This window comes from Brachybacterium sp. B718/18 (genome assembly GCF_055454375.1).
The window spans coordinates 515,854-537,641 of record NZ_JBVDDO010000001.1; the positions used below are offsets into that span (position 1 = coordinate 515,854).

The following is a 21,788-nucleotide window of genomic DNA, read 5'->3' on the forward strand; positions in this document are numbered from 1 at the left end:
CCCGACCCCGGAGGCCGGCCCGCTCCGCAGCGGGAGGTGTCAGTCGGCCTCGCGCCGACGGCGCAGGAACTGCTCGAACTCCCGAGCGATCGCCTCGCCGCTCGCGCCGGGCAGCTCGCCGGCGTCCTGGATCTGCTCGAGCTCGCGCACGTAGGCGCCGATCTCCTGTTCGGTGCGCGCGAGCTCATCGGCCCCGCGCATCCAGCCCTCGGCGATCGCCTCGAGCTCGTCCTGCGGGATCGGCGCCGAGATCAGCTCCTGCAGCTCGCGCACGAGGGCGAGCACCGCCTTCGGCGACATGGAGTGCGAGATGTAGTGCGGCACCTGCACCCACATGCTCGTCGTGCGCAGGCCCGCGCTCGTGGTGCGGCGGGCGAGGATCGTCGGGATGCCCACCGGGCCGACGTACTGGTCGCGGTCGCCGACGGACTCCGCGGCACCCGGCTCGACCTGCGAGCTGACCGGGAGGGGACGTGTATGGGGGACGTCGGCGAGCAGCGCCCCGAGGCACACCACGGCGGAGACGTCCAGCAGCTGCATCTGCTCGAGCACCTCGTCGCAGAAGCTCTTCCAGCGCAGCGAGGGCTCCGCGCCGAGGACCGTGACGATCTCCGGCCCCTGCGGCGGGGTGACGATCCGCAGCTCGGTGTCCGGCCAGTCGACGACCCGCAACCCGTCCTCGGTGGTGCGGATGTCGGGGCGGTTCACCTGGAAGTCGACGTACTCCTCGGCGTCCACCCGGCCGGCGGGCCGCGAGGGCCAGGTCTCCAGCAGGTGATCGATCACCCCGGTGGCGGCCTCCCCGGCGTCGTTCCAGCCGCTGAAGGCCGCGATGGCGATTCGACTCATCGACCCATCGTAGCCCCGGGGCCACCGCCTGAGCGGCGGGGGCGCAGGCGGGACGGCTATCCTCGGCCTGCCCCGCGGTCGTGCGCCGCGGGACAGGAGGAGACGCCCCATGCCCCGCCCCGCGCTGCGCCTCGGCCCGCTGCCCCCGATCCAGGTCAGCCCCGGGACCCTGATCACGGTCCTGCTGCTCGCCGCGATGATCTTCCCCAGCATGGCGGCGCCCGGGGCCAGCCTCGCCCTCGCCGCGTCCCTCGCCGTCGGCGTCGCCCTCGTCCTGATCCTCTCGGTGCTGCTGCACGAGGCGGCTCATGCCGTGGCCGCGCACCTGTCGGGGGCGACGGTCGATCACATCGCGCTGACCCTCTGGGGCGGCCACACCCAGTACCGTGGCGCGCCGCTCGGCGCCCTCGCCTCGATCGTCGTCTCCCTCGTCGGTCCGCTGAGCAACCTGCTGCTCGCCGGCCTCGCCCATCTCGCGGCCCTCTCCGTCGAGAGCGAGGCGGCGCTCGCGTTCTGGTCCGCCTGCTCGCTGCTGAACCTCGCTCTCGCCGTCTTCAATCTCCTGCCCGGGCTGCCGATGGACGGCGGGCGCGCGCTCGAGGCGCTGCTCGGCGGGGTGCTCCGGAGCCCCGTGCGCGGCACGGTGATCACCGCCTGGATCGGACGGGGGATCGCCGTGCTCGCCCTCGGTGTCCCGCTGTGGCGGATCCTCGAGGCCGGGGGGACGGGGACCCTCGGCCTGCTCACCCTGCTGTGGGCGTTGCTCATCGCCGGCATGCTCTGGCAGGGCGCGAGCAGCGCGCTGAACGGGGCGCGGCTGCAGCGGCGGATCGAGGGGCTCGACCTCGCGGCCCTGGCCCGCCCGATCCGCCTCGTCCCCCCGACCCAGCCCCTCGGCGCCCTCGACGTCGACCCGGAGGACGTGCTCGTGCTCGAGCCCGGGACCGCCCGGCCGGGGGTGCTCGGCCGCGTCCGGCGCCTCGATGCGGCCGCCCTCGCCGCCGTCCCCGCGGAGCACCGCGAGAGGACGCCGGTGAGCGCGGTCGCCGCCCCGCTCGGCGAGCTCGGCGTCCTCCCGTCGGCGCTCGGCGGCGAGCAGCTGGTCTCCGCGATGATGCGGCGCCCCGCCCCGGCCTACGCCGTCCTGGACGCCGAGCAGCGGATGCTCGGCGTGGTCCTCGCGGCGGATGTGCAGCGGCGCCTCGGCGCCCCGCGCCGCCCCTGAGGCGGCGCACGTCTCATCGGCCTCCGGGGACGAGCCGCCCGCGGCGGCCCCGCCCTATGCTGGAACGCATGACCGAGCAGCACCCGCAGACCGCCCCCGCCCAGGGGCCGACCGTCCCCGCCCCGCGCGCCCCGCGCCGCGGGCTGGACCGCACCGGCCCCCTCGACGTGGGGGACAAGGTGCAGCTCTCGGACTCCAAGGGCCGGCTGAACACGATCACCCTCAAGCCCGGCGGGGAGTTCCACACCCACCGCGGCGTGCTCCGCCACGACCAGCTGATCGGCGCCGAGGACGGGTCCGTCGTGGAGGACAACCACGGCACCCGCTACCAGGCCCTGCGCCCCCTCTACGCCGACTACATGCTCTCGATGCCCCGCGGTGCCGCGATCATCTACCCCAAGGACTCCGCGCAGATCCTCATGTGGGGCGACATCTTCCCCGGTGCCCGGGTGCTCGAAGCCGGTGTCGGCTCGGGCGGCCTGACCACCGCCCTGCTGCGCGCCGTCGGCCCCACCGGCTCCGTCCACTCCATCGAGCGCCGCGAGGACTTCGCGGAGGTCGCCCGCGAGAACGTCGGCACCTTCTTCGGCACCGCCGAGGGAGAGCTGCCCCCGACCTGGCAGCTCTCGATCGGCGACTTCCAGGACGTCGCCCCGACCCTCAGCCCCGACGGTCCGAGCGTGGACCGGGTGGTCCTGGACATGCTCGCCCCCTGGGAGTGCGTCGACGCGGCCGCCGAGGTGCTCGTCTCCGGCGGCGTCTACCTCGCGTACGTCGCGACCGTCACCCAGCTCTCCCGTACCGCGGAGGCTCTGCGCGCCCACGGCGAGTTCACCGAGCCGTACGCCTTCGAGACCCTCGTGCGGCCCTGGCACCTCGAGGGGCTCGCCGTCCGTCCCGAGCACCGCATGAACGCCCACACCGGCTTCCTGCTCACCGCGCGGCGCACCGCCCACGGCACCGGGGCGATGACCCGCTCCACGCGCCCGGCACCCGGCTCCCGCGATGCGGAGGAGCTGAACCATCCCGACAACGACGGCTTCGGCGGCACCGACTCGGAGTGGTCCTCCCAGGACCTCGGCGAGCGCGGCGTCGCCCCGCGCAAGCTGAAGCGGGCCCTGCGGGACATCCGGCAGGGCCGCGACCGCTGACCCGCTCGCGTCCCCGTTCCCTCGACCACCGCCGCCTCACCGGCACGCCGCACCTCGCAGGAAGGGGAGCACATGGCCATGAAGACCTACGCGGAGATGACCGCCGAGCTCGAGCAGCTCGCCGACCGCAACGACCGGCTCACCACGAGCCTCCGCTCCGCCCGCGCCCAGATCGTCGAGCTCAAGAACGACCTCGAGCGCATCGGGGACCCGCCGAACTCCTACGCGACCTTCCTGCGCCGCTGTGAGGGCACCACGATCGACGTGCTCCACAACGGCCGTCGGCTGCGCGTCGCGACCGCGGCGAGCCTCGACCTCGAGGCGCTCGAGCCCGGGGCCGAGCTGCGCCTGAACGAGTCCCTCGCGGCCGTCGAGGCGGTGCCTCCGGGCGATGCCGGGAACGTCGTGAGCGTGCTGGAGACCCTGGCCGACACTCGGGTGCTGGTCGCGGTCGCCCCCGACGACACCCGGGTGCTGCGGCGCGCCGGCGTCCTCGCCGAGATCGACCTGCACGCCGGCGACCACGTGCTGGTGGACCTCAAGGCGCAGCTGGTGCTCGAACGCATCGACCGCGCCGAGATCACCGATCTCGTGCTCGAGCAGGTCCCCGACATCTCCTTCGAGCAGATCGGCGGTCTCGGCGACCAGATCGAGGCGATCCGGGACGCCGTCGAGCTGCCGTTCCTGCAGCAGGACCTCTACCGCACCTACGGCCTACGGCCCCCGCAGGGCGTGCTGCTGTACGGCCCGCCCGGCTGCGGCAAGACGATGATCGCCAAGGCGGTCGCCCACGAGCTGGTGCTGCGCAGCGCCGAGCTGCGCGGGGTGAGCGTCGCCGAGGCGCTCGAGAACTCGGCCTTCCTCAACGTCAAGGGGCCCGAGCTGCTGAACAAGTACGTCGGCGAGACCGAGCGGTCGATCCGGCTGGTGTTCGAGCGGGCCCGGGAGAAGGCCGCCGCGGACCACCCCGTGGTGATCTTCTTCGACGAGATGGAGGCGCTCTTCCGCACCCGCGGCACCGGTCTCTCGAGCGATGTCGAGACCACGATCGTGCCGCAGCTGCTCGCCGAGATCGACGGCGTCGAGGGCCTCGACAACGTCATCGTCATCGGTGCCTCGAACCGCGAGGACATGATCGACCCGGCGATCCTGCGCCCGGGCCGGCTCGACGTGAAGATCCGGGTGCGCCGCCCGAACCAGCGGGCCGGCCGCGAGATCCTCGGCCTCTACCTCGACGAGTCGGTGCCGCTGCGCGAGGACCGCCAGGCGCTCCTCGACCTCGCCGTGCGCGAGATCTACGCGACCGGCCCCGAGGCGGCCTTCGTGCGCCTGGAGTACTCCGACGGGGAGACCGAGACCCTGCACTTCCGCGACGTGGTCTCCGGCGCGACCCTGCGCAACATCGTCGACCGGGCGAAGAAGCACGCGGTCAAGGACCAGATCGCGACCGGACAGGTGGGCCTCGGCGCCGACCACCTGAGCTCCGCGATCACGGCGGAGTTCGTCGAGAACGAGGACATGCCCTCGGCCGCCCATCCCGAGGACTGGGCCCGCGTCTCCGGGACCCACGGCCGCGCGGGGCGCCGGGTCGTCGCGGTCGTGCCGCTCAAGGGCCGCACCCGGGCCGCCGAGGAGCGGACGGGGGAGAACATGGGAGAGAAGGCATGAGCGACGCGATCACCACCGAGCGGGTGATGGGGATCGAGACCGAGTTCGGGGTGCTGCACGCTGACCTCGAGGACCGTGCCCGCGCGGGCGCCGGCTCCTCGATCCTGCTCTCCCACCTGGTCGTCGGCGCCTACGCCCTGCTCGACCCGCGGGAGGGGGAGCGCGGCCGCCGTGTCCGCTGGGACTACGGCGACGAGACGCCGCTGCGCGACGCCCGCGGCTTCGAGCTGCAGCGCGCCGCGGCGCACCCCACTCAGCTGACCGACGAGGTGCGGGACGCGCACGTGCCGAGCGTCGACGCGGACGCCCCGCTGCAGGGCCCCGAGGTCGCGCCCGAGGGAGATGACGCCGAGGTCCTCGCCTGGGCCTCGCAGCGCTCGATCGGCAACGCCGTGCTCACCAACGGCGCTCGCTGGTACGTCGACCACGCGCACCCCGAGTACTCCTCCGCGGAGGTGCTCCGCGCCCGGGAGGCGGTGGTCGTGGACCGCGCCGGCGAGGAGATCGCCCGCGCCGCGATGGGACTGCTCGCCCGCGCCGACGGCATCCCCGAGGTGGCGCTGCACAAGAACAACACCGACGGCAAGGGCGCCTCCTACGGCACCCACGAGAATTACCTGCTCGACCGGGACGTCCCCTTCGAGCGGGTCGTCGCGGCGCTGCTGCCGTTCTTCGCGACCCGCCAGGTGCTGGTCGGGGCCGGGCGCGTGGGCCGCGGCACCCGCGGCCAGCACCCGGGCTTCCAGATCTCCTCCCGTGCCGACTTCATGGAGGCCGAGGTCGGCCTCGAGACGACCCTGAACCGCCCGATCGTCAACACCCGCGACGAGCCGCACGCCGATCGCTCTCGGTTCCGCCGCCTGCACGTGATCATCGGTGACGCGAACCTGCTCGAGGAGTCGACCTTCCTCAAGCTCGGCATGACCTCGCTCGTGCTCGCCGCGCTCGAGGCGGAGCACCGCACCGGCACCGCGATCCTCCCGGACCTCGCCCTCGCCGATCCGGTCACGGCGGTCCGCACCATCAGCCACGACCCGAGCCTCAGGGCCACGGTCCCGCTCGCCGACGGCCGCGAGCTGACGGCGCTCGAGATCCAGCGCATCCATCTCGACGCCCTCCGCCCGGTCGCCGACCTCGCGGACACGGAGACGGCGCAGGTCCTCACCGCCTGGGGCGAGCTGCTGGACCTGCTCGCCGAGGACCCGATGCTCGCCGCGGACCGCGTCGAATGGGTCGCCAAGCTGCGCCTGCTCGAGCAGTACCGCCGCCGCCACGGGCTCGGCTGGGAGGATCCCCGCCTGCTCATGGTCGACCTGCAGTTCTCCGATCTGCGACCCGGCCGCGGCCTGTTCGAGAAGCTCCGCGCGGCCGGTGCCGTCGGCACCCTGGTCGGCGCCGAGGAGGTGGAGCGCGCGATGACCGCGCCCCCCGCCTCGACCCGCGCGCACCTGCGCGGCACCCTGATCCGCCACCACCCGCGCCGCGTGCCGTCGGCCGGATGGGACGCGATCACCCTCGCGGGCGAGACGGGCGGCTTCCGCCTCCGCCTCGCCGATCCCCGGCTCGGCTCCGCGGACTGGTGCCGTGACCACGGCGTCGACCTCGCCGCCGAGCCGTCCGCCCTCCACGAGGCCCTCGCCCGCGCCGTCGCGGCCGAGTGACCCACCCCGCCCCGCCCGCCACCCGGCGGCAGCACCCCAGGAGAACGACATGACCCAGCAGTCCCTGCACGGCGCCGGCCCCGGCGACGACGAGGCCAGCGGCGAGGAGACCCTCGCCGGCGGCCAGACCTTCGCCTCCGCCCAGGCGGCCGACGACCTCCTCGACGAGATCGACGCCGTCCTCGACCAGAACGCCGAGACCTTCGTGCGCTCCTTCGTCCAGAAGGGCGGCCAGTGACCCGATGAAGCGCCGCGTGGGAGGACTGGAGACCGAGTTCGGCCTGGTGTGCGTGCGGGCCGACGGCACGCGCGCGCTCGAGCCCGAGGCCGCGGCCCGCGAGCTGTTCGCCCCGGTCGTCGCGATGGGGCGCTCCTCGAACGTGTTCCTGCGCAATGCGGCCCGGCTGTACCTCGATGTCGGCTCGCACCCCGAGTTCGCGACCGCCGAATGCGATGACTGGTGGGAGCTGGTCGCCCAGGACCGGGCCGGGGAGCGGATCCTCGCGGACCTCGCCACCAGCGCGAACGAGCGCCTCGCCGCCTCAGGCGAGGACGCTCGCATCCACCTGCTGAAGAACAACGTCGACTCCGCGGGCAACGCCTTCGGCTCGCACGAGAACTATCTCGTGGATCGCCGCGGGGAGTTCACCCGCCTGCCCCGTTACCTCCTGCCCTTCCTGGTCACCCGCCAGATCGTGACGGGCGCGGGCGGAGTCGTCCTCGACCGCGCAGAGGACGCCTCCCCCGACGCCCCCGGTCGGGCGCGCTTCGTCTTCTCCCGGCGCAGCGACCACATGTGGGAGGCGGTCTCCTCGGCCACCACCCGCACCCGGCCGATCATCAACACCCGCGACGAGCCGCACGGCGACCCCACCCGCTTCCGGCGCCTGCACGTGATCGTCGGCGACTCGACGATGAGCGAGATCTCTACGTATCTCCGCTTCGCGACCACCGACCTCGTGCTGCGCGCGATCGAGTCGGGCCGTGCCCTGCCCGAGCTCTCCCTCGCCGACGACATCGCGGCGATCCGCACCGTCTCCCGCGACCTCAGCGGACGCGAGCCGCTGCCGCTGGCCGGCGGCGGCACCACCACCGCCCTCGAGGTGCAGCAGCGCTGGCTCGACCATGTCGCCGACCTCGCCGACGAGTCCGAGCAGGAGGTGCTGGAGACCTGGCAGAAGAGCCTCGACGCCGTCGCGACGGGCGACCGCTCCTGGGCCGCGCTGCATCTCGACTGGGCGATCAAGGAGCGCCTCGTGGAGCAGGTGGCCTCGCGCCGCGGAGTGGGTCTCGAGGATCCCGCGATCGAGCGCCTCGACCTCGCCTACCACGACATCGACCCGGGGACCGGGCTGTTCTCCCGGCTGCGCGCCCGGGGCCTCGCCCCGTCAGTGCTTGCCGAGGAGCGCATCGAGGGGGCGCGCACCACCGCCCCGGCGACGACCCGGGCCCACCTGCGCGGCCAGGTCGTCACCGCCGCCCAGGCCGCGGGCGTCGACCACGTCGTGGACTGGACCAGCTTCCGCCTCACCCGCCCCGGCGCCATGCCCGTGCAGGTCCTGGACCCGTTCACCACCTCCCACGAGGGGGTCGACGCCCTGCTCGCCGAGATCCGCACGCTCGGCGCGGCCTCCGCTCCCGGGGCCGACGCCCCGCCCGCCTGAGCCCCGCCCCAGGCACCAGCCCGTACCCTGGTCCCCGTGCCCCGCGAAGGGGCGACCCCCGTGAAAGGCCCCCCGTGATCCGTCGTCGCACGATCCTGACCACCGCCCTCGCCGCGAGCGCCGCCCTCGGGCTGGCCGCCTGCTCCGAGGACGGATCCGACCCCGAGGCGACCTCCGCCGCCGCGGCGCTGGCCGGGGTCACGATCAGCGAGGACCTCGAGACGGAGCCGGTCGTCGAGTTCACGGCGCCGCTGGACATCTCCGCCCCCGACTCGAAGGTCGTCGTCGCGGGGGACGGAGAGACCATCGCCGAGGGCGACCTGATCAGCTGGCGCAGCCTCTATGTCGACGCCTCCACGGGAGAGGTGCTGCAGTCCTCCTGGCAGGGCGCCCCCGCCGAGGTCATCGCCGTGACCTCCGACGGCATCGGAGCGGCAGCCTTCGCCTTCCTCACCACCGTCACCGTCGGCTCGCGCATCGCGATGGCCGGCTGGCAGCAGTCCACGAGCGGCCAGGCCTACTCCCTGATCCAGGTCGCCGACGTCGACCGGATCATCCCGGGGCGCGCCGAGGGCGAGGCCGTCGCCCCCTCCGGCGACTTCCCCGCGGTGACCCTCGCCGAGAACGGCGCCCCCTCGCTCGCCGCCGCCCCCGAGGGCGAGCCGCCCACCGCCACCACCGTCGAGATGCTGATCCGCGGCACGGGCGAGCCCACCGCCGCCGGCGACTCGCTGACGATGATGTACACCGGCTGGAGCTGGGACACCGGGGAGCAGTTCGACTCCTCCTGGGATCGCGGCGCCCCCTTCACCTTCGTGCAGGGCCAGGGCCAGGTCATCGCCGGCTGGGACGAGCACCTGCTCGACATCCCGGTCGGCAGCCAGGTCATGCTCGTGATCCCGCCCGTCGACGGCTACGGCGAGGAGCCCTCGGACTCCAACCCCCTCGGAGGGCAGACCCTGCTCTTCGTCATCGATGTCCTGAACGCCCAGCCCGCGGCGTCCTGAGACACCCACCGGACCCCCACCCCACAGGAGGAACCATGGACCGCAGCAAGCCCGAGATCGACCACCCCGAGGGCTCCGCGCCCACCGAGCTGGTCTCGACCGACGAGATCCTCGGCGACGGCGAGGAGGCCGGCCGCGGCGACGTCGTCGACGTGCACTACGTCGGCGTCTCCCACTCCACCGGCGAGCAGTTCGACGCCTCCTGGGACCGCGGCGAGCCGCTGCGCTTCCAGCTCGGCGTCGGCCAGGTCATCGCCGGCTGGGACCAGGGCGTCCAGGGCATGAAGGTCGGCGGCCGCCGTCGCCTCGACATCCCCAGCCACCTCGCCTACGGCGAGCACGGCGCGCCGCCCGTGATCGCCCCCGGCGAGTCGCTCATCTTCGTGTGCGACCTGGTGGCGGTGCACAAGCGCTGACCGGATCCGCCGGCACGGCGGGGGAGCGGGAGCGGCCGGGAGACCAGGCCAGCCTCTTCGCGGCCCCCGCCGTCGCCGTTCCCGCCCGCACGGACCCGGGCCGCCCCGGTGCGGCCCGGGCCGGTGGTCTGCGCACCACCGCGGGGTTCGCGGTGGCGGACGAGCTCCCGGTCGCGAGCGTCCGCCTGATCGGGGTGCTGCCGCACCTGGACCGTCCCTTCGAGTACGCGGTCACCCCGGAGACCGCCGCGGCGGGGCTCGGGATGCGGGTGCGGGTGCGCTTCTCCGGCAAGGACACCGAGGGCATCGTCCTCGAGCGCCGCGCCGAGCCCTCGACCGATCGGGCCCTCGCCCCGCTCGTCCGCCTCGTCTCCGAGGACGTGGTGGTGCCGCCGGAGATGATGCGCGTCTGCGAGGAGGTCGCTGCCCGCAGCGCGGGCACGGTCGGCGATGTGCTCCGCCTCGCGCTGCCACCCCGCCACGCCCGCGCCGAGAAGGCCGACCGTGCCGCCGCGGAGGCGGAGTCCGCCCCGGAGGCGGACAGCGCCGCGGAGGAGACGGGCGAGGAGATCCCGCCGTCGGCGCCGTCGGCTGCGCCGGCGGGGAGATCCGGCGCCCGCTATCCGGGCCTCGCCGCGCTCCTCGCCCGCGCGGGTCGGCCCGACGGACCCGTCCCGCGCGCGACCCTCACCCTCGACCCCGTCGACGCCTGGACCCAGGTGGCGGCGGAGGCCCTGGCCGCCCTCGACCCCGCCCAGGGGGCGCTCGTCGTCGCCCCCGACCAGCGGGACGTGCGACGCCTCTCCCGGGTGCTCACCGAGCGCGGCATCGAGCACGAGGTCCTCGCCGGCACCGAGGGGCCCGAGAAGCGGTACCGCACCTTCCGACGCATCCTCCGCGGCGCGACCCGCATCGTGCTCGGCAACCGCTCGGCCGCCTTCGCGCCGGTGCGGGATCTTGCGCTCGTGATCTGCTGGGACGAGGCCGACGACCTGCTCGAGGAGCCCCGCGCCCCCTACCCGCACACCCGGACCGTGCTGCAGTGCCGCTCCGCCGAGGAGCGCTGCGCCCTGCTCTTCCTCGGCGCGAGCGAGTCGGTGACGCTGCGCTCCCTCGTGGACGCCGGCTATCTCGCGCGTCTCGAGCCCGTCCCCACCCCGGTGAACGCGGTGCGGCCCCGGATCGTGGCGATGGACCAGTACCTCCGCGACCGCGAGGGCCCCTCGGGACGCTCGCGGTTGCCGCAGGAGGCGATGCGGGTGATCCGCCGCGGTCTCGAGCGCGGCCCGGTGCTGGTGCAGGTGCCGCGCACCGGCTACGTGCCGGCGATCGCCTGCACCTTCTGCGGCACCCGCGCCCAGTGCCCCACCTGCAGTGCCCCGCTGTCCGTGACCGGGCGCCACGGCGCTCTGCACTGCCGGGTCTGCGGTCGCCGCGAGGACGCCTACCGCTGCCCGGAATGCGATCGCACGCACGTGCGGGCCGCCGTGGTGGGCAGCACCCGCACCGCCGAGGAACTCTCCCGCGCCTTCCCGCAGGCGAGCCTGCGCGTGGCCGGTGGAGCCCAGGGACCGCTCGAGGACGACGCTGTGCCCGAGGACGCGATCGTCGTCTCCACTCCCGGCGCGGAGCCCGCACCGCCGGGAGGCTACGCAGCCGCCCTGCTGCTCGACGTCGACGCCGCGCTGGGCCGGGCGGCCTTCGACGCCGACGTCGAGGCGGTGCGCCGCTGGCAGGGCGCGATCGCGCTCGTGCGCAGCGCCGACGACGGGGGAGAGGTGCTCGTGGTCGGCACCTCGACGCTTCCCGCGGTGCGCCATCTGGTCGCCCACCGCTCCTCCGTCTTCCCGGACCGGGTGCTCGCCGACCGCCGCGAGCTGGGCCTGCCCCCCTTCCGCCGCATCGCGGAGGTGGTCGGGGACCGGCAGGCCTGCCGCGAGTTCCTCGAGGCCGCGGACCTGCCCGAGGGCACCGAGGTCTTCGGCCCCACGGACCTCGAGGGGCCCGACGCCGCAGGACGCGCCCGGGCGGTGCTGCGCCTGCCGCCGTCGCGCTCGCGCGAGCTCGCCGATGCCCTGCGCACCGCCGTCGCCGCCCGCTCCGCCCGCAAGGCGCGGGGCAGCCTGCGCGTGCGGCTGGATCCGCCCGACGTGTTCTGAGCCGCAGCGGCCGGGGCGCGGAGCCGCTGGTCCGCAGGTGATCGCGCGGCCTGGACGTAGACTCGGCCCATCATGCGACTGCTCTTCGCCGGAACCCCCGAGGCCGCCCTGCCCTCCCTGCGCACCCTGCTCGACTCGGACCACGAGGTGGTGGGCGTGCTCACCCGTGCCGACGCCCCCGCCGGCCGTGGTCGCCGGCTCGCGCCGAGCCCCGTCAAGGCCCTCGCCCTCGACGCCGGCGTGCCCGTGCTGACCCCCGCCACGCTCCGCGACGAGGCCGTGCAGCAGCAGCTGCGGGAGCTGGCGCCCGACGCCGCCCCCGTCGTCGCCTACGGCAACCTCGTGCCCCGCGCCGCGCTCGACATCCCCCGCCACGGCTGGGTCAACCTCCACTTCTCCCTCCTGCCGGCATGGCGCGGCGCCGCCCCCGCGCAGCGTGCCGTGCTCGCCGGTCAGCAGCAGACCGGAATGAGTGTGTTCCGCCTCGAGGAGGGCCTGGACACAGGCGATGTGATCACCACCGCGAGCACCTCGATCGGCGCCTTCGAGACCTCCGGGGAGCTGTTGGACCGGATGGCGCAGGACGGTGCCGCCCTGCTGCTCGAGGCCCTCGACGCCCTCGCCGCGGGCACCGCGACCTTCGCCCCGCAGGACCACGCCGCCGCGACCCACGCGCCGAAGCTCAGCCCCGCCGAGGCCCGCGTGGACTGGACCCGCTCCGCCGACGAGGTCTCCGCCCACGTGCGCGGCATGAGCCCGCAGCCCGGGGCCTGGACGCTCCTGGACGGCGCCCGCACCAAGATCCTCGGGGTCGAGGCGGTCCAGCCCGCCTCCCTCGACGCGCTCGGAGCCGCCCTGGCACCGGGCGAGATCGGCACCACCAAGCGGCAGCTCCTCGTGGGCACCGGCACCGAGACGGTCGCGATCTCGACGCTCGCCCCGTCGGGACGGAAGGCGATGCGCGCCGCCGATTGGGCGCGCGGCGCGGGGCTCGCCCCCGGCGCCCGCTTCGAAGACGAGCAGGACGGAGAGCAGGCATGAGCGAGCAGCGGGGCGGCGGCCGACGCGACGACCATGGCCGACGCGAGGACCACGGCCGACGGGGCGACCGTCGCCGCGAGGACCGTCGGAGGGACGGCGGCGGAGACCGTCGGCCCCGTGACGCCCAGGGCCGCGAGCGCTCCGGCAGCCGCGGCGAGGGCGGGCCGCGCCGCGGCTGGTCCGCCTCCCGGCCCTCAGAGCGGGGTCGCCGCTCGACCGCGTCCCGCCAGGTCGCCTTCGAGGGGATGCGCCTGATCCGCGAGGACGACGCCTATGCGAACCTCGTGCTCCCGCGGCTCCTACGCAGCCACCGGGTGAGCGGACGCGACGCCGCGTTCACGACCGAGCTCTTCTACGGCTCGCTGCGCGCCCAGGGCCGCCTCGACGCCGTCCTCGCCGCGTGCGTGGACCGTCCCCTGGCCGATGTCGAGCCGGCACTGCTGGACGTGCTCCGCCTCGGCGCCTACCAGCTGCTCGACATGAGCGTCGCCCCGCACGCCGCGACCAGCGAGACCGTGGCCCTCGCCCGGTCCGAGGTCGGCGCGGGCGGCGCGAGCTTCGTCAACGCGGTGCTGCGCCGGGTGGGGGAGAAGGACCTGCCCACCTGGATCGAGCAGGTCGCCCCGGACCGCGAGAAGGACCCCGCCGGGCACCTCGCGGTCGTCCACTCCCACCCCCGCTGGGTGGTGCGCGCCCTGCAGGACGCCCTCGGCGGTCACGGCCGCTCCCGTGAGGAGATCGACGCCCTGCTCGCCGCGCAGAACGAGGCCCCCGCGGTGTCCCTCGTGATGCGGCCGGGCCTCACCGATCTCGACGAGCTCATCGACCACGGCGCGAGCCAGGGCCGGCTCTCGGTCTTCTCCGCCGCCTGGCCCTCCGGCGATCCCGGCGGCATGGACCTGGTGCGCGAGGGCCGCGTCGCGGTCCAGGACGAGGGGAGCCAGCTCGCGGCCCTCGCCCTCGCCCTCGGCGCGGACGACCTGGTCCGCGCCGACGACGACCACTGGCTCGATCTGTGCGCCGGGCCCGGAGGCAAGGCCGCCCTGCTCGGCGGGCTGACCGTCGACCACGACGCGGACCTCCTCGCCGTCGAGCTGCAGCCCCACCGCACCGAGCTCGTCGACCGCGCCGTCGCGAGCCTGCGGGACGCCGGTTGCGAGATCGAGACCCGCACCGCGGACGGCACCACCATCGGCGGGGAGCTGCCGGGTCGCTTCTCCCGCATCCTCGCGGACGTCCCCTGCTCGGGGCTCGGAGCGCTGCGTCGCCGCCCCGAGGCACGCTGGCGCCGCAGCCCCTCCGACATCGCCACCCTGGGGAGGGTGCAGCGGGACCTGCTCCGCTCCGCGCTCGACGCCGCGGCCCCCGGCGGCGTCGTCGCCTACGTGACCTGTTCCCCGCACCTCGCCGAGACCCGCCTCGTCGTCGCCGATGTGCTCAAGGAGCGGCCGGAGGTCGAGCAGCTCGACGCCCGGCCCGCCGTGCGCGCCGGCGTGCTGCCCGACCACCGGGAAGAGATCGAGCTCGGCGACGGCCCCTCGGTCCAGCTGTGGCCGCACGTGCACGGGACCGACGCCATGTACATCGCGCTGCTGCGCACCCCCGCCGACCCCTCCGTAGAAGGATCCGAGACCCGATGAACGCCGCCTACTCGACCGATGGCCAGTACATCCACCCCAGCATCCTCAACGCCGACTTCCTCGCCCTCGGCGCCGAGCTGGAGAAGATCAGCACCGCCGACAGCGTCCACGTGGACGTCATGGACAACCACTTCGTGCCCAACCTGACCTTCGGCGCGAGCATGGTCGAGCAGATCGTGCGGCGGTCGGCGATCCCGGTGGATGCGCACCTGATGATCGAGGACGCCGACCGCGAAGCGCCCGTCTTCGCCGAGGCCGGCGCCTCCTCGGTGACCTTCCACCTCGAGGCCACCGCCGCCCCGATCCGCCTGGCCCGCGAGCTGCGGCGCAAGAACGCCCAGGTGGGCGTGGCCCTGCGGCCGGCCACCCCGGTCGAGCCGCTGCTCGACGTGATCGGCGAGTTCGACATGCTGCTGATCATGACCGTGGAGCCCGGCTTCGGCGGCCAGTCCTTCCTCGAGACCATGCTCCCCAAGATCCGACGCGCCCGCCGGGCGATCAGCGCCGCGAACCTCGAAGTCTCGATCCAGGTCGACGGCGGCGTCTCCCGCGAGACCATCGAGCGCTGCGCCGAGGCCGGGGCGAACGTCTTCGTCGCCGGCTCCGCGATCTACCGCGCGCAGAACGCGGCCGACGAGATCTCGGCGCTGCGGGAGCTGGCCTCGGCCCACCGTGCCCACTGAGCGGGCGGTGCTGGAACATCCTCCGGTCGGTCCCGTCACAGGGCGTGCCGTGCCGCTCGGCGCGGAGGTATTCTGTGCCGGTCACACGAAGTGACGTGCTCCGGGGTCGGTGAAAGTCCGAGCCGGCGGTGACAGTCCGCGACCCGCATCCCTGCGGTGGAGCCGGTGGAATTCCGGCACCGACAGTACAGCCTGGATGAGAGGCGCACGTCCTGCAGGTCCTCGGACGCACCCCCGCGGTGCTCGCCGAGGCCTGCCGGATCCTTTTTTCCCCCGGAGCCACTGCATCCGACGGGAGAAAGGACCCTCATGGATCTTCTGCAGTGGCTCTTCCACGCCCGACTCGAGTTCGGGAACGGACAGTTCCTCCTCTGGCGCGAGGTGCTCGGCAACATCTTCGGATTGCTCAGCGCGCTCGGCGGCATGCGACGCAAGGTCTGGGCCTGGCCCGTGGGCATCGTCGGCAACCTGCTGCTGCTCACCGTGTTCCTCGGCTCGCTCTTCGGCGAGGCCGACCACGTGAACCTCCTCGGCCAGGCCGGCCGCCAGATCATGTTCATCGCCACCAGCATCTACGGCTGGGTCCGCTGGCGGCAGGCCCGCAACGAGGGCGGCACCGCCGTCGAGCCCGAATGGGCCTCGTGGGGCACGCGCGCCCTGCTGGTCGTCGCGATGGTGGGCGGCACCGCCCTGCTCACCCCGCTCTTCCGCGCGCTCGGCTCCTATGAGCCGGTGTGGGCGGACGCCTGGATCTTCATGGGTTCGCTCCTCGCGACCTATGGCATGGCCAAGGGCTGGGTCGAGTTCTGGCTGATCTGGGTCGCCGTCGACGTGGTCGGCGTGCCGCTCCTGATCAGCGCCGGGTACTGGGCGAGCGCCTTCATGTACATCTTCTACGGCTGCTTCACGGCCATCGGCTTCGTCGTCTGGTGGCGTGTGCGCAGCCGACGGATCGCCGGGGAGGGCGGCGCGGTCTCCGTGGAGACCGCGCATCTCGATCCCACGGTGCGCCGGGACTGAACAGTCCTCCGTCCCTCTCCCGACGGGCGGTCCGCTGGACGGGCCGCCCGTCGGCGCATCCTCCCCGGACGCGTACCCTGACCGGGTGAACGATTCCGACATGCAGACCGCCGACGGCGCCCCGAAGGACTTCGAGGGCCTGTACGCGGAGCTCCTCGAGAAGGCCCGCACCCGACCGGAGGGCTCCGGCACCGTCCGCGAGCTCGACGCGGGCGTCCATCAGATCGGCAAGAAGATCGTCGAGGAGGCGGCCGAGGTCTGGATGGCCTGCGAGCACGAGACCGACGAGGACGCCGCCCTCGAGATCAGCCAGCTGCTCTACCACCTGCAGGTGATGATGGTGGCCAAGGGCATCTCCCTGCAGGACGTGTACCGCCACCTCTGAGCGCCCGCAGCGCTCGACTCGACCCGCCGAGCGCGCCCAGCGCGCCCCGCCCCACCCCGACCCGTCGGCCGCCCCGCGGCCAGGAGGATCCATGCTCCGCATCGCCGTCCCCAACAAGGGCGCCCTCTCCGAGCCCGCCGCCGAGCTGCTGCAGGAGGCGGGCTACCGCCGCCGCGGCATGTCCAAGGAGCTCGTGGTCGTCGACCGCGAGAACAACGTCGAGTTCTTCTACCTGCGACCGCGAGACATCGCCGTGTACGTCGGCTCCGGCACGGTCGACGTGGGCATCACCGGGCAGGACATGCTGCTCGATTCCCGCACTCCGGCCGCCGAGATCCTCGCCCTCGGCTTCGCCCGGTCGACCTTCCGCTTCGCGGCCCCGATCGGCGCGGAGCTGGACGTGCCCGAGCTGGCCGGCGCCCGCATCGCCACCAGCTACGAGAACCTCGTCGAGGACCACCTCGCCGAGCGCGGCGTGACCGCCCGGGTGGTCCACCTGGACGGTGCGGTCGAGTCCTCGATCCGCCTCGGCGTCGCCGACGTGATCGCCGACGTGGTGGAGACCGGCACGACCCTGCGCCAAGCGGGGCTGGAGCCGTTCGGCGAACCGATCATGACCAGCGAGGCAGTCCTCTTCTCGCGCCCCGGCATGGAGCTGGAGGACGAGGCCGCCCGCTCCCTCGAGGTGCTCGAGCGACGTCTCCGGGGCGTGCTCGTCGCCCGGGAGTACGTGATGCTCGACTACGACGTGCCGACCTCGCTGCTCGAGCGCGCCGTCGAGATCACCCCCGGCCTGCAGTCGCCGACGGTCTCGCCGCTGCACGGCGGCGAATGGTCGGCCGTGCGCGCCATGGTCGACAGCCGGTCCGCGCACCGCATGATGGACGAGCTCTACGACGCCGGCGCCCGCGCCATCCTGGTCACCGCGATCCAGGCCTGCCGGATCTGAGCCCGGGGATGCCGGGACGACGGGGGCTCCGCCGAGCCGAGGCGGCGCGATGACGCCGACCGGGGGAGCGGACCCCTCGACCGGGGGAGCGGACGCCCTGCAGGACCCTCCGATCGTGATGCGTCCGCGGGCGGTGCGGGTCGCCGCCTATCTCTCCGGCGGCATCGTGCTCGTCGGGATGATCGCGGGGGCGATCCTCCTGCAATCCTTCGAGCCGGCCGGTCGGGCCGGGCTCGTGGCGCTGGGCGTGGCCGCCCTCGCCTTCTGCCACCTCGAGGCTCGCGTGCGCCTGATCGCGGGGCCGCACAGCCTCGTGATCCAGAACGTCTTCTCGCGACGCGAGCTGAGCTGGCCGGAGATCCTCGACGTCAGCTTCCCGATGGGGGACCCCTGGGCGCACGTGAACCTGTGGGACGGCACCACCCATTCGCTCCAGGCGCTGCAGCGCTACGACGGACCGCGCGCCGTGGCCGCCGCGCACCGGCTGCGCGAGCTGATCCGGGAGCGCGGGGAGGCCGTCGACCCGGCCGACGGCGCCTGACCGGGTCGCGCGTCGGGGTGCTCCGCCGCAGCGGTCAGGAGCGCGGGGGCAGCAGCTCGGCGGCCCGGCGTCCGGCGAGCGCGGCATAGAGGAAGGACTCCGGGTCCTCCGCGAGGGTCCTGCCCATGGTCGACAGGCGCACGGGCATCTCCTCGAGCGCATCGCGCAGGCCGCGCGCGTCGACACCGACGATCCGATGCGCGCCGCCGCGGGACACCGAGGGCGCCAGGATCGACGTCTCCACCTGTTCCCGCACAGACGCATGAAAAGCGTTGTAGCGAACGTCGCTCGGGGGGAGCACGGGAAGGTCCACGGGGACCAGTGTCGCGCGACCGTAGGCGGTCGAGGAGTGATGGGACAGGCCCCGGTGCCGCTCCCGCGGGTCCGCGCTCGAGACGCGCAGGCTCGCGACGGGCGTCCCGCCGAGCACGGCCGTCGCGTGCAGCGCCTCCGCGGCCTGCACGCCGGAGTAGCCCCAGCCGGTCCCGGTGCCGAGGTTCCCGGGACCCTGGATCGCGATCGCCACGTCGGCTCCGAGGACGTGCCGTGCGCCGAGCAGCGCGGAGTGCACCGTGACCGCCTCGAGGTCCCCGCCGAAGGACTGACCCGCGCTGATCACGCCGGCCAGCAGGCCCGTCTCCCGCAGTCGGGCGGCGGTGCGGGAGAAGGCCGCGGGGAGGGCCGCGGCATCGGTGTGGACGTAGGCGATGCGGGCCGAGCGTCGGGTCGCCCGCACGCCGGCGACGATCGCGGGCAGGGCCGAGTGGAGGTCCGCGACGACGACCGGCATCCCCTCGAGGGAGTCGGCGTCGCGCACGGTCGCATAGTGCTCGCCGTCGGGGTCGTCGATCGCATCGACCATGGTCTGCATCGGGGTGTACCGGGCCTTGACCAGGTGGCCCGTGGTCTCCTCCGCCTCCGGCAGCACGTCGGGGCGGGCGATCACCAGGGCTTCGCCGCCCGTGCCGAGCTCGCGGCGCAGTGCATTGGTGTTCAGCAGGACCCGCTCCCCGCGGGCCGGGGCCCCGGTCAGCTCGGTGTAGGCGAGGGCCGGGACCTGACCGGTCCCGTCGTCCAGCGCGATCAGCATCCGTGCGACGCCCGGCCACCCCGGGCGCTCCTCGACGACGGTCCCTCGTTCCCAACGCAGCATGGGCACCAGCGTAGGCGGGAGGGAGCGGGTGCTCGGACCAGTAGTCTGGGCAGGTGGCTGCCAAGGGTGTGGAACGACTGCTCAACGTCATCATGACGATCGGCTCACGGCGACGGATCGATCGCCGGAAGCTGTTCGCGGTGATCCCCGATTACGCGGAGGCCGCCTCCGAGACCGCGCGCGAGCGGATGTTCGAGCGGGACAAGGCGTCGATCCTCGAGCTCGGCCTGCCGCTCACCACCGAGAAGGACGTGCTCGACGAGAACACGGTCTTCTACCGGATCGACTCGCCCCGTGCGGGGGCGGTGCTGGACCTCACCGCAGCGGAGTACACCGTGCTGCTCGCTGCGAGCAGGGCCTGGGACGCCGCGGCCGCCGGCGGCGCCGCGCGGCGCGTCCGGGCGAAGCTGCTGAGCCTCGGCCACGACGCCGATCCCGACCTGCTGCGGCGCACCCCGCGCGGCGCCGTCGAGTCCCTGCCCGTGCTCTCGCCGCTGCTCGAGGCGGTCACCGCCGGGCACGGGGTGCGCTTCGTCTACCGCACCGCGCAGGGCTCACCCGCCGAACGGCGCGTGGAGCCCTGGGTGGTGGGCGTCCATGAGGGGCACTGGTACGTCCATGGCTGGGACCTGGACCGCGAGGCGCCGCGCGTCTTCCGCGCCTCCCGCATCGAGTCCTTTCCCGCGGCCCTGCCCGCGAGCACCCGGCCGCGCCCCGAGGGCATCGATCTGGCGACCGCGCTCGAGTCCCTGCACACCGGCGACGACCGGGCCCCGGCGACCCTCCGCGTGGAGCCGTTCAAGGCCCTCGCGATCCGCGACCGCGCCGGCGCCCCGCTCGAGGCGCGGGAGGTCACCTTGCCGGAACTCCCGCGCACCGCGGCGCGGCGACTCGTGCTCGGCAATCTCCGCTGGCTCGAGCTGACCGGGCCCGACTCCTGGCGCCAGGAGCTGCTGGAGGTGCTCGCCGCTCTCCGCGCCGCCCACGAGGGACCTGCCGATCTCACCGCGCTCGAGGCGGCGCCCATGCGCCCCCGGCCGCGGATCCGCACTACCGCGACGGACCGCGACGTGCTCTCCCGGCTGATCTCCGAGGCCTCCTACGTGATGAGCCGGGGAGAGGTCGAGCTCGCCGAGCTCGCCGCCGCCGTCGGCGTCACCGAGAAGCAGCTCATCGACGACCTGCAGGTGCTGTTCGTCTGCGGGGACATGGGCACCGGCTGGGAGGACCTCATCGAGGCCGAGTGGGAGGCCGGCACGGTGCGGGTGCGCAATGCGGACCCGCTGCGCCGCGCCCTCCGCCTGACGCCACCCGAGATCACGGCGCTGCTCGCCGGCCTCGCGACCCTCGAGGAGGCAGCGGGCGAGGCCGAGGGCGTGCTCGAGAGCGCCCGCGCCAAGCTGCTCGCCGGACTGCGGGGCGAGGACGCCGACGTCGCCGCGGACCGGGAAGCCACCGCGGGGGACCCCGCGAGCGCCGCGCCCGACGGCGACCCCGTGCTCCCCACGGCCCGGGAGGTCGACGACGCGATCGCCGCCGACGCCACCGCGGCGCGCACAGCGGACCGCGCCGAGGCGGTGCTCGCCGCGGTCCAGCGCGCCCTCGCCGCCGGGGACGCCGCCGCGGGCGCCCTCACCATCCGCTACTCCTCGGCGGACCGCCCCGGGACCAGCGTCCGCCGCATCCGCCCCGAGCGGATCGAGACCGACGGCTCCCGCTCGTACCTGATCGCCGACTGCGAGCTCGCCGAGGGGCCGCGCCGGTTCCGCCTGGACCGCATCGTCGAACTGCTGCCGGACGGAACCCCCCAGTCCCGTGCGGAGGACGCCGCGGGAGCGGAGCTCGGCGGCCGCGTCGAGGGCGAGGTCTGGCTCGCGCTCGAACCGCCCGCGCACTGGATCGCCGAGTCCTTCGCGGCGGGGGAGCTGCGCGACGGGGAGAACGGTCGGACCTTCGCCCGGCTCGACTCGCCGATCCGCGCGGCGCTCGTCGACGCGGTGCTCGAGGCGGCGGGAGCGGCGGAGGTGCTCGCCCCGAGTGATCTGAGAGACACGATCGTGACCGTGGCGCGGGCCGCGGACGCACGTCACACCCAGACGGGGCCGCTACCCTGAATCGACCCGCCGTGCGGAGGCCCGATCCCGGACCTCGCCGCTCGTCATGTGCCCCATCCGCTGTGGGATGATAGGTGCGCTCGCGAGACCTCCGCGGCGCTGTTGAAAGGGAATTTCATGGGTTTCTTCCGTAGCCCCTGGCCGATCGTGATCCTCATCGTGCTCGTCGTGCTGCTGTTCGGCGCGAACAAGCTGCCCGGTCTCGCCCGCAACATGGGCAGGTCCATGCGCGTGTTCAAGAGCGAGGTCGAGGAGCTGCGCGGCGACGACCGCGCGGAGGACGACGAGGACGACGACGCCCCGCGTCAGCGCCCCGCCCGCGACGAGGACCGTCGCCGCGAGGACCGTCCCCGCCGGGACGAGCGCCAGTACGACCCCCGCGACGAGGCGGACCGCGAGCCCGTCCGCTCCCGGGAGGACGACGACTCCTACCGTCGCGACTGATCAGCGTCGACACAGGAC

20 protein-coding genes and 1 riboswitch are annotated in these 21,788 nt (G+C 74.1%); of the genes, 18 read left to right on the forward strand and 2 right to left on the reverse strand.

Going from position 1 to position 21,788, the window contains the following annotated elements; translation table 11 throughout:
• Positions 1 to 39: 39 nt before the first annotated feature.
• Positions 40 to 849 carry a PAC2 family protein gene (locus tag ACZCAH_RS02530; RefSeq protein ID WP_464339567.1) on the reverse strand — a complete coding sequence of 270 codons (810 nt, stop codon included), beginning with the start codon at positions 847 to 849 and terminating at the stop codon, positions 40 to 42.
• 109 nt (positions 850 to 958) lie between these two features.
• Between ACZCAH_RS02530 and ACZCAH_RS02535 the strand changes: the two genes are divergently transcribed.
• From ACZCAH_RS02535 to ACZCAH_RS02610, 16 genes are all read left to right on the forward strand, one after another.
• A complete protein-coding gene (locus tag ACZCAH_RS02535) occupies positions 959 to 2,074 on the forward strand; it encodes a site-2 protease family protein (protein ID WP_464339568.1) in 1,116 nt (371 codons plus the stop codon).
• 68 nt (positions 2,075 to 2,142) lie between these two features.
• Positions 2,143 to 3,225, forward strand: coding sequence for a tRNA (adenine-N1)-methyltransferase (locus tag ACZCAH_RS02540; protein ID WP_464339569.1), 1,083 nt, complete (start codon positions 2,143 to 2,145; stop codon positions 3,223 to 3,225).
• Between the two features lie 78 nt (positions 3,226 to 3,303).
• Positions 3,304 to 4,893, forward strand: a complete 1,590-nt coding sequence (arc, locus tag ACZCAH_RS02545; protein ID WP_464339802.1) for a proteasome ATPase — start codon at positions 3,304 to 3,306, stop codon at positions 4,891 to 4,893.
• Positions 4,890 to 6,554, forward strand: a complete 1,665-nt coding sequence (gene dop / locus ACZCAH_RS02550) for a depupylase/deamidase Dop (RefSeq protein WP_464339570.1) — start codon at positions 4,890 to 4,892, stop codon at positions 6,552 to 6,554. The genes arc and dop overlap by 4 nt, the downstream gene beginning before the upstream one ends.
• A 49-nt stretch (positions 6,555 to 6,603) precedes the next feature.
• On the forward strand, positions 6,604 to 6,792 hold the full coding sequence (locus ACZCAH_RS02555) for a ubiquitin-like protein Pup (protein ID WP_464339571.1): 189 nt from the start codon (positions 6,604 to 6,606) through the stop codon (positions 6,790 to 6,792).
• Between the two features lie 4 nt (positions 6,793 to 6,796).
• Entirely contained in the window at positions 6,797 to 8,218 is a 1,422-nt protein-coding gene (pafA, locus tag ACZCAH_RS02560; protein ID WP_464339572.1) for a Pup--protein ligase, read from the forward strand.
• Positions 8,219 to 8,292: 74 nt separating this feature from the next.
• Positions 8,293 to 9,225: an FKBP-type peptidyl-prolyl cis-trans isomerase gene (locus ACZCAH_RS02565; protein WP_464339573.1), complete on the forward strand. Its 933-nt coding sequence runs from the start codon at positions 8,293 to 8,295 to the stop codon at positions 9,223 to 9,225.
• Positions 9,226 to 9,260: 35 nt separating this feature from the next.
• Positions 9,261 to 9,641 carry an FKBP-type peptidyl-prolyl cis-trans isomerase gene (locus tag ACZCAH_RS02570; RefSeq protein ID WP_329746662.1) on the forward strand — a complete coding sequence of 127 codons (381 nt, stop codon included), beginning with the start codon at positions 9,261 to 9,263 and terminating at the stop codon, positions 9,639 to 9,641.
• Between the two features lie 152 nt (positions 9,642 to 9,793).
• Positions 9,794 to 11,800 (forward strand): primosomal protein N' family DNA-binding protein, encoded by a 2,007-nt coding sequence (locus ACZCAH_RS02575; protein ID WP_464339574.1) that lies wholly within the window; start codon positions 9,794 to 9,796, stop codon positions 11,798 to 11,800.
• A 72-nt stretch (positions 11,801 to 11,872) separates the two neighbouring features.
• A complete protein-coding gene (fmt, locus tag ACZCAH_RS02580) occupies positions 11,873 to 12,841 on the forward strand; it encodes a methionyl-tRNA formyltransferase (protein ID WP_464339575.1) in 969 nt (322 codons plus the stop codon).
• Positions 12,838 to 14,481, forward strand: a complete 1,644-nt coding sequence (locus ACZCAH_RS02585; protein WP_464339576.1) for an RsmB/NOP family class I SAM-dependent RNA methyltransferase — start codon at positions 12,838 to 12,840, stop codon at positions 14,479 to 14,481. The genes fmt and ACZCAH_RS02585 overlap by 4 nt, the downstream gene beginning before the upstream one ends.
• Entirely contained in the window at positions 14,478 to 15,164 is a 687-nt protein-coding gene (gene rpe, locus ACZCAH_RS02590) for a ribulose-phosphate 3-epimerase (RefSeq protein WP_464339577.1), read from the forward strand. Before ACZCAH_RS02585 ends, rpe begins: the two co-directional genes overlap by 4 nt.
• A gap of 92 nt (positions 15,165 to 15,256) precedes the next feature.
• A riboswitch (FMN riboswitch) is annotated at positions 15,257 to 15,376 on the forward strand.
• Between the two features lie 97 nt (positions 15,377 to 15,473).
• Positions 15,474 to 16,184, forward strand: a complete 711-nt coding sequence (gene pnuC / locus ACZCAH_RS02595) for a nicotinamide riboside transporter PnuC (RefSeq protein ID WP_464339578.1) — start codon at positions 15,474 to 15,476, stop codon at positions 16,182 to 16,184.
• Between the two features lie 100 nt (positions 16,185 to 16,284).
• Positions 16,285 to 16,569, forward strand: a complete 285-nt coding sequence (locus ACZCAH_RS02600; RefSeq protein ID WP_329746716.1) for a phosphoribosyl-ATP diphosphatase — start codon at positions 16,285 to 16,287, stop codon at positions 16,567 to 16,569.
• 91 nt (positions 16,570 to 16,660) lie between these two features.
• On the forward strand, positions 16,661 to 17,518 hold the full coding sequence (gene hisG / locus ACZCAH_RS02605) for an ATP phosphoribosyltransferase (RefSeq protein ID WP_329746668.1): 858 nt from the start codon (positions 16,661 to 16,663) through the stop codon (positions 17,516 to 17,518).
• 49 nt (positions 17,519 to 17,567) lie between these two features.
• Positions 17,568 to 18,059 (forward strand): PH domain-containing protein, encoded by a 492-nt coding sequence (locus ACZCAH_RS02610; RefSeq protein ID WP_464339579.1) that lies wholly within the window; start codon positions 17,568 to 17,570, stop codon positions 18,057 to 18,059.
• 34 nt (positions 18,060 to 18,093) lie between these two features.
• Here ACZCAH_RS02610 and ACZCAH_RS02615 read toward each other — a convergent pair whose 3' ends face one another.
• A complete protein-coding gene (locus ACZCAH_RS02615) occupies positions 18,094 to 19,212 on the reverse strand; it encodes a DUF3866 family protein (RefSeq protein ID WP_464339580.1) in 1,119 nt (372 codons plus the stop codon).
• Between the two features lie 53 nt (positions 19,213 to 19,265).
• Here ACZCAH_RS02615 and ACZCAH_RS02620 point away from each other — a divergent pair, with 53 nt between their 5' ends.
• Together ACZCAH_RS02620 and tatA are read left to right on the forward strand one after the other, a co-directional pair.
• Complete coding sequence (locus ACZCAH_RS02620) at positions 19,266 to 21,326, forward strand: WYL domain-containing transcriptional regulator (protein ID WP_464339581.1); 2,061 nt, start codon at positions 19,266 to 19,268, stop codon at positions 21,324 to 21,326.
• Positions 21,327 to 21,443: 117 nt separating this feature from the next.
• Complete coding sequence (gene tatA / locus ACZCAH_RS02625; RefSeq protein WP_464339582.1) at positions 21,444 to 21,770, forward strand: Sec-independent protein translocase subunit TatA; 327 nt, start codon at positions 21,444 to 21,446, stop codon at positions 21,768 to 21,770.
• Positions 21,771 to 21,788 lie beyond the last annotated feature (18 nt).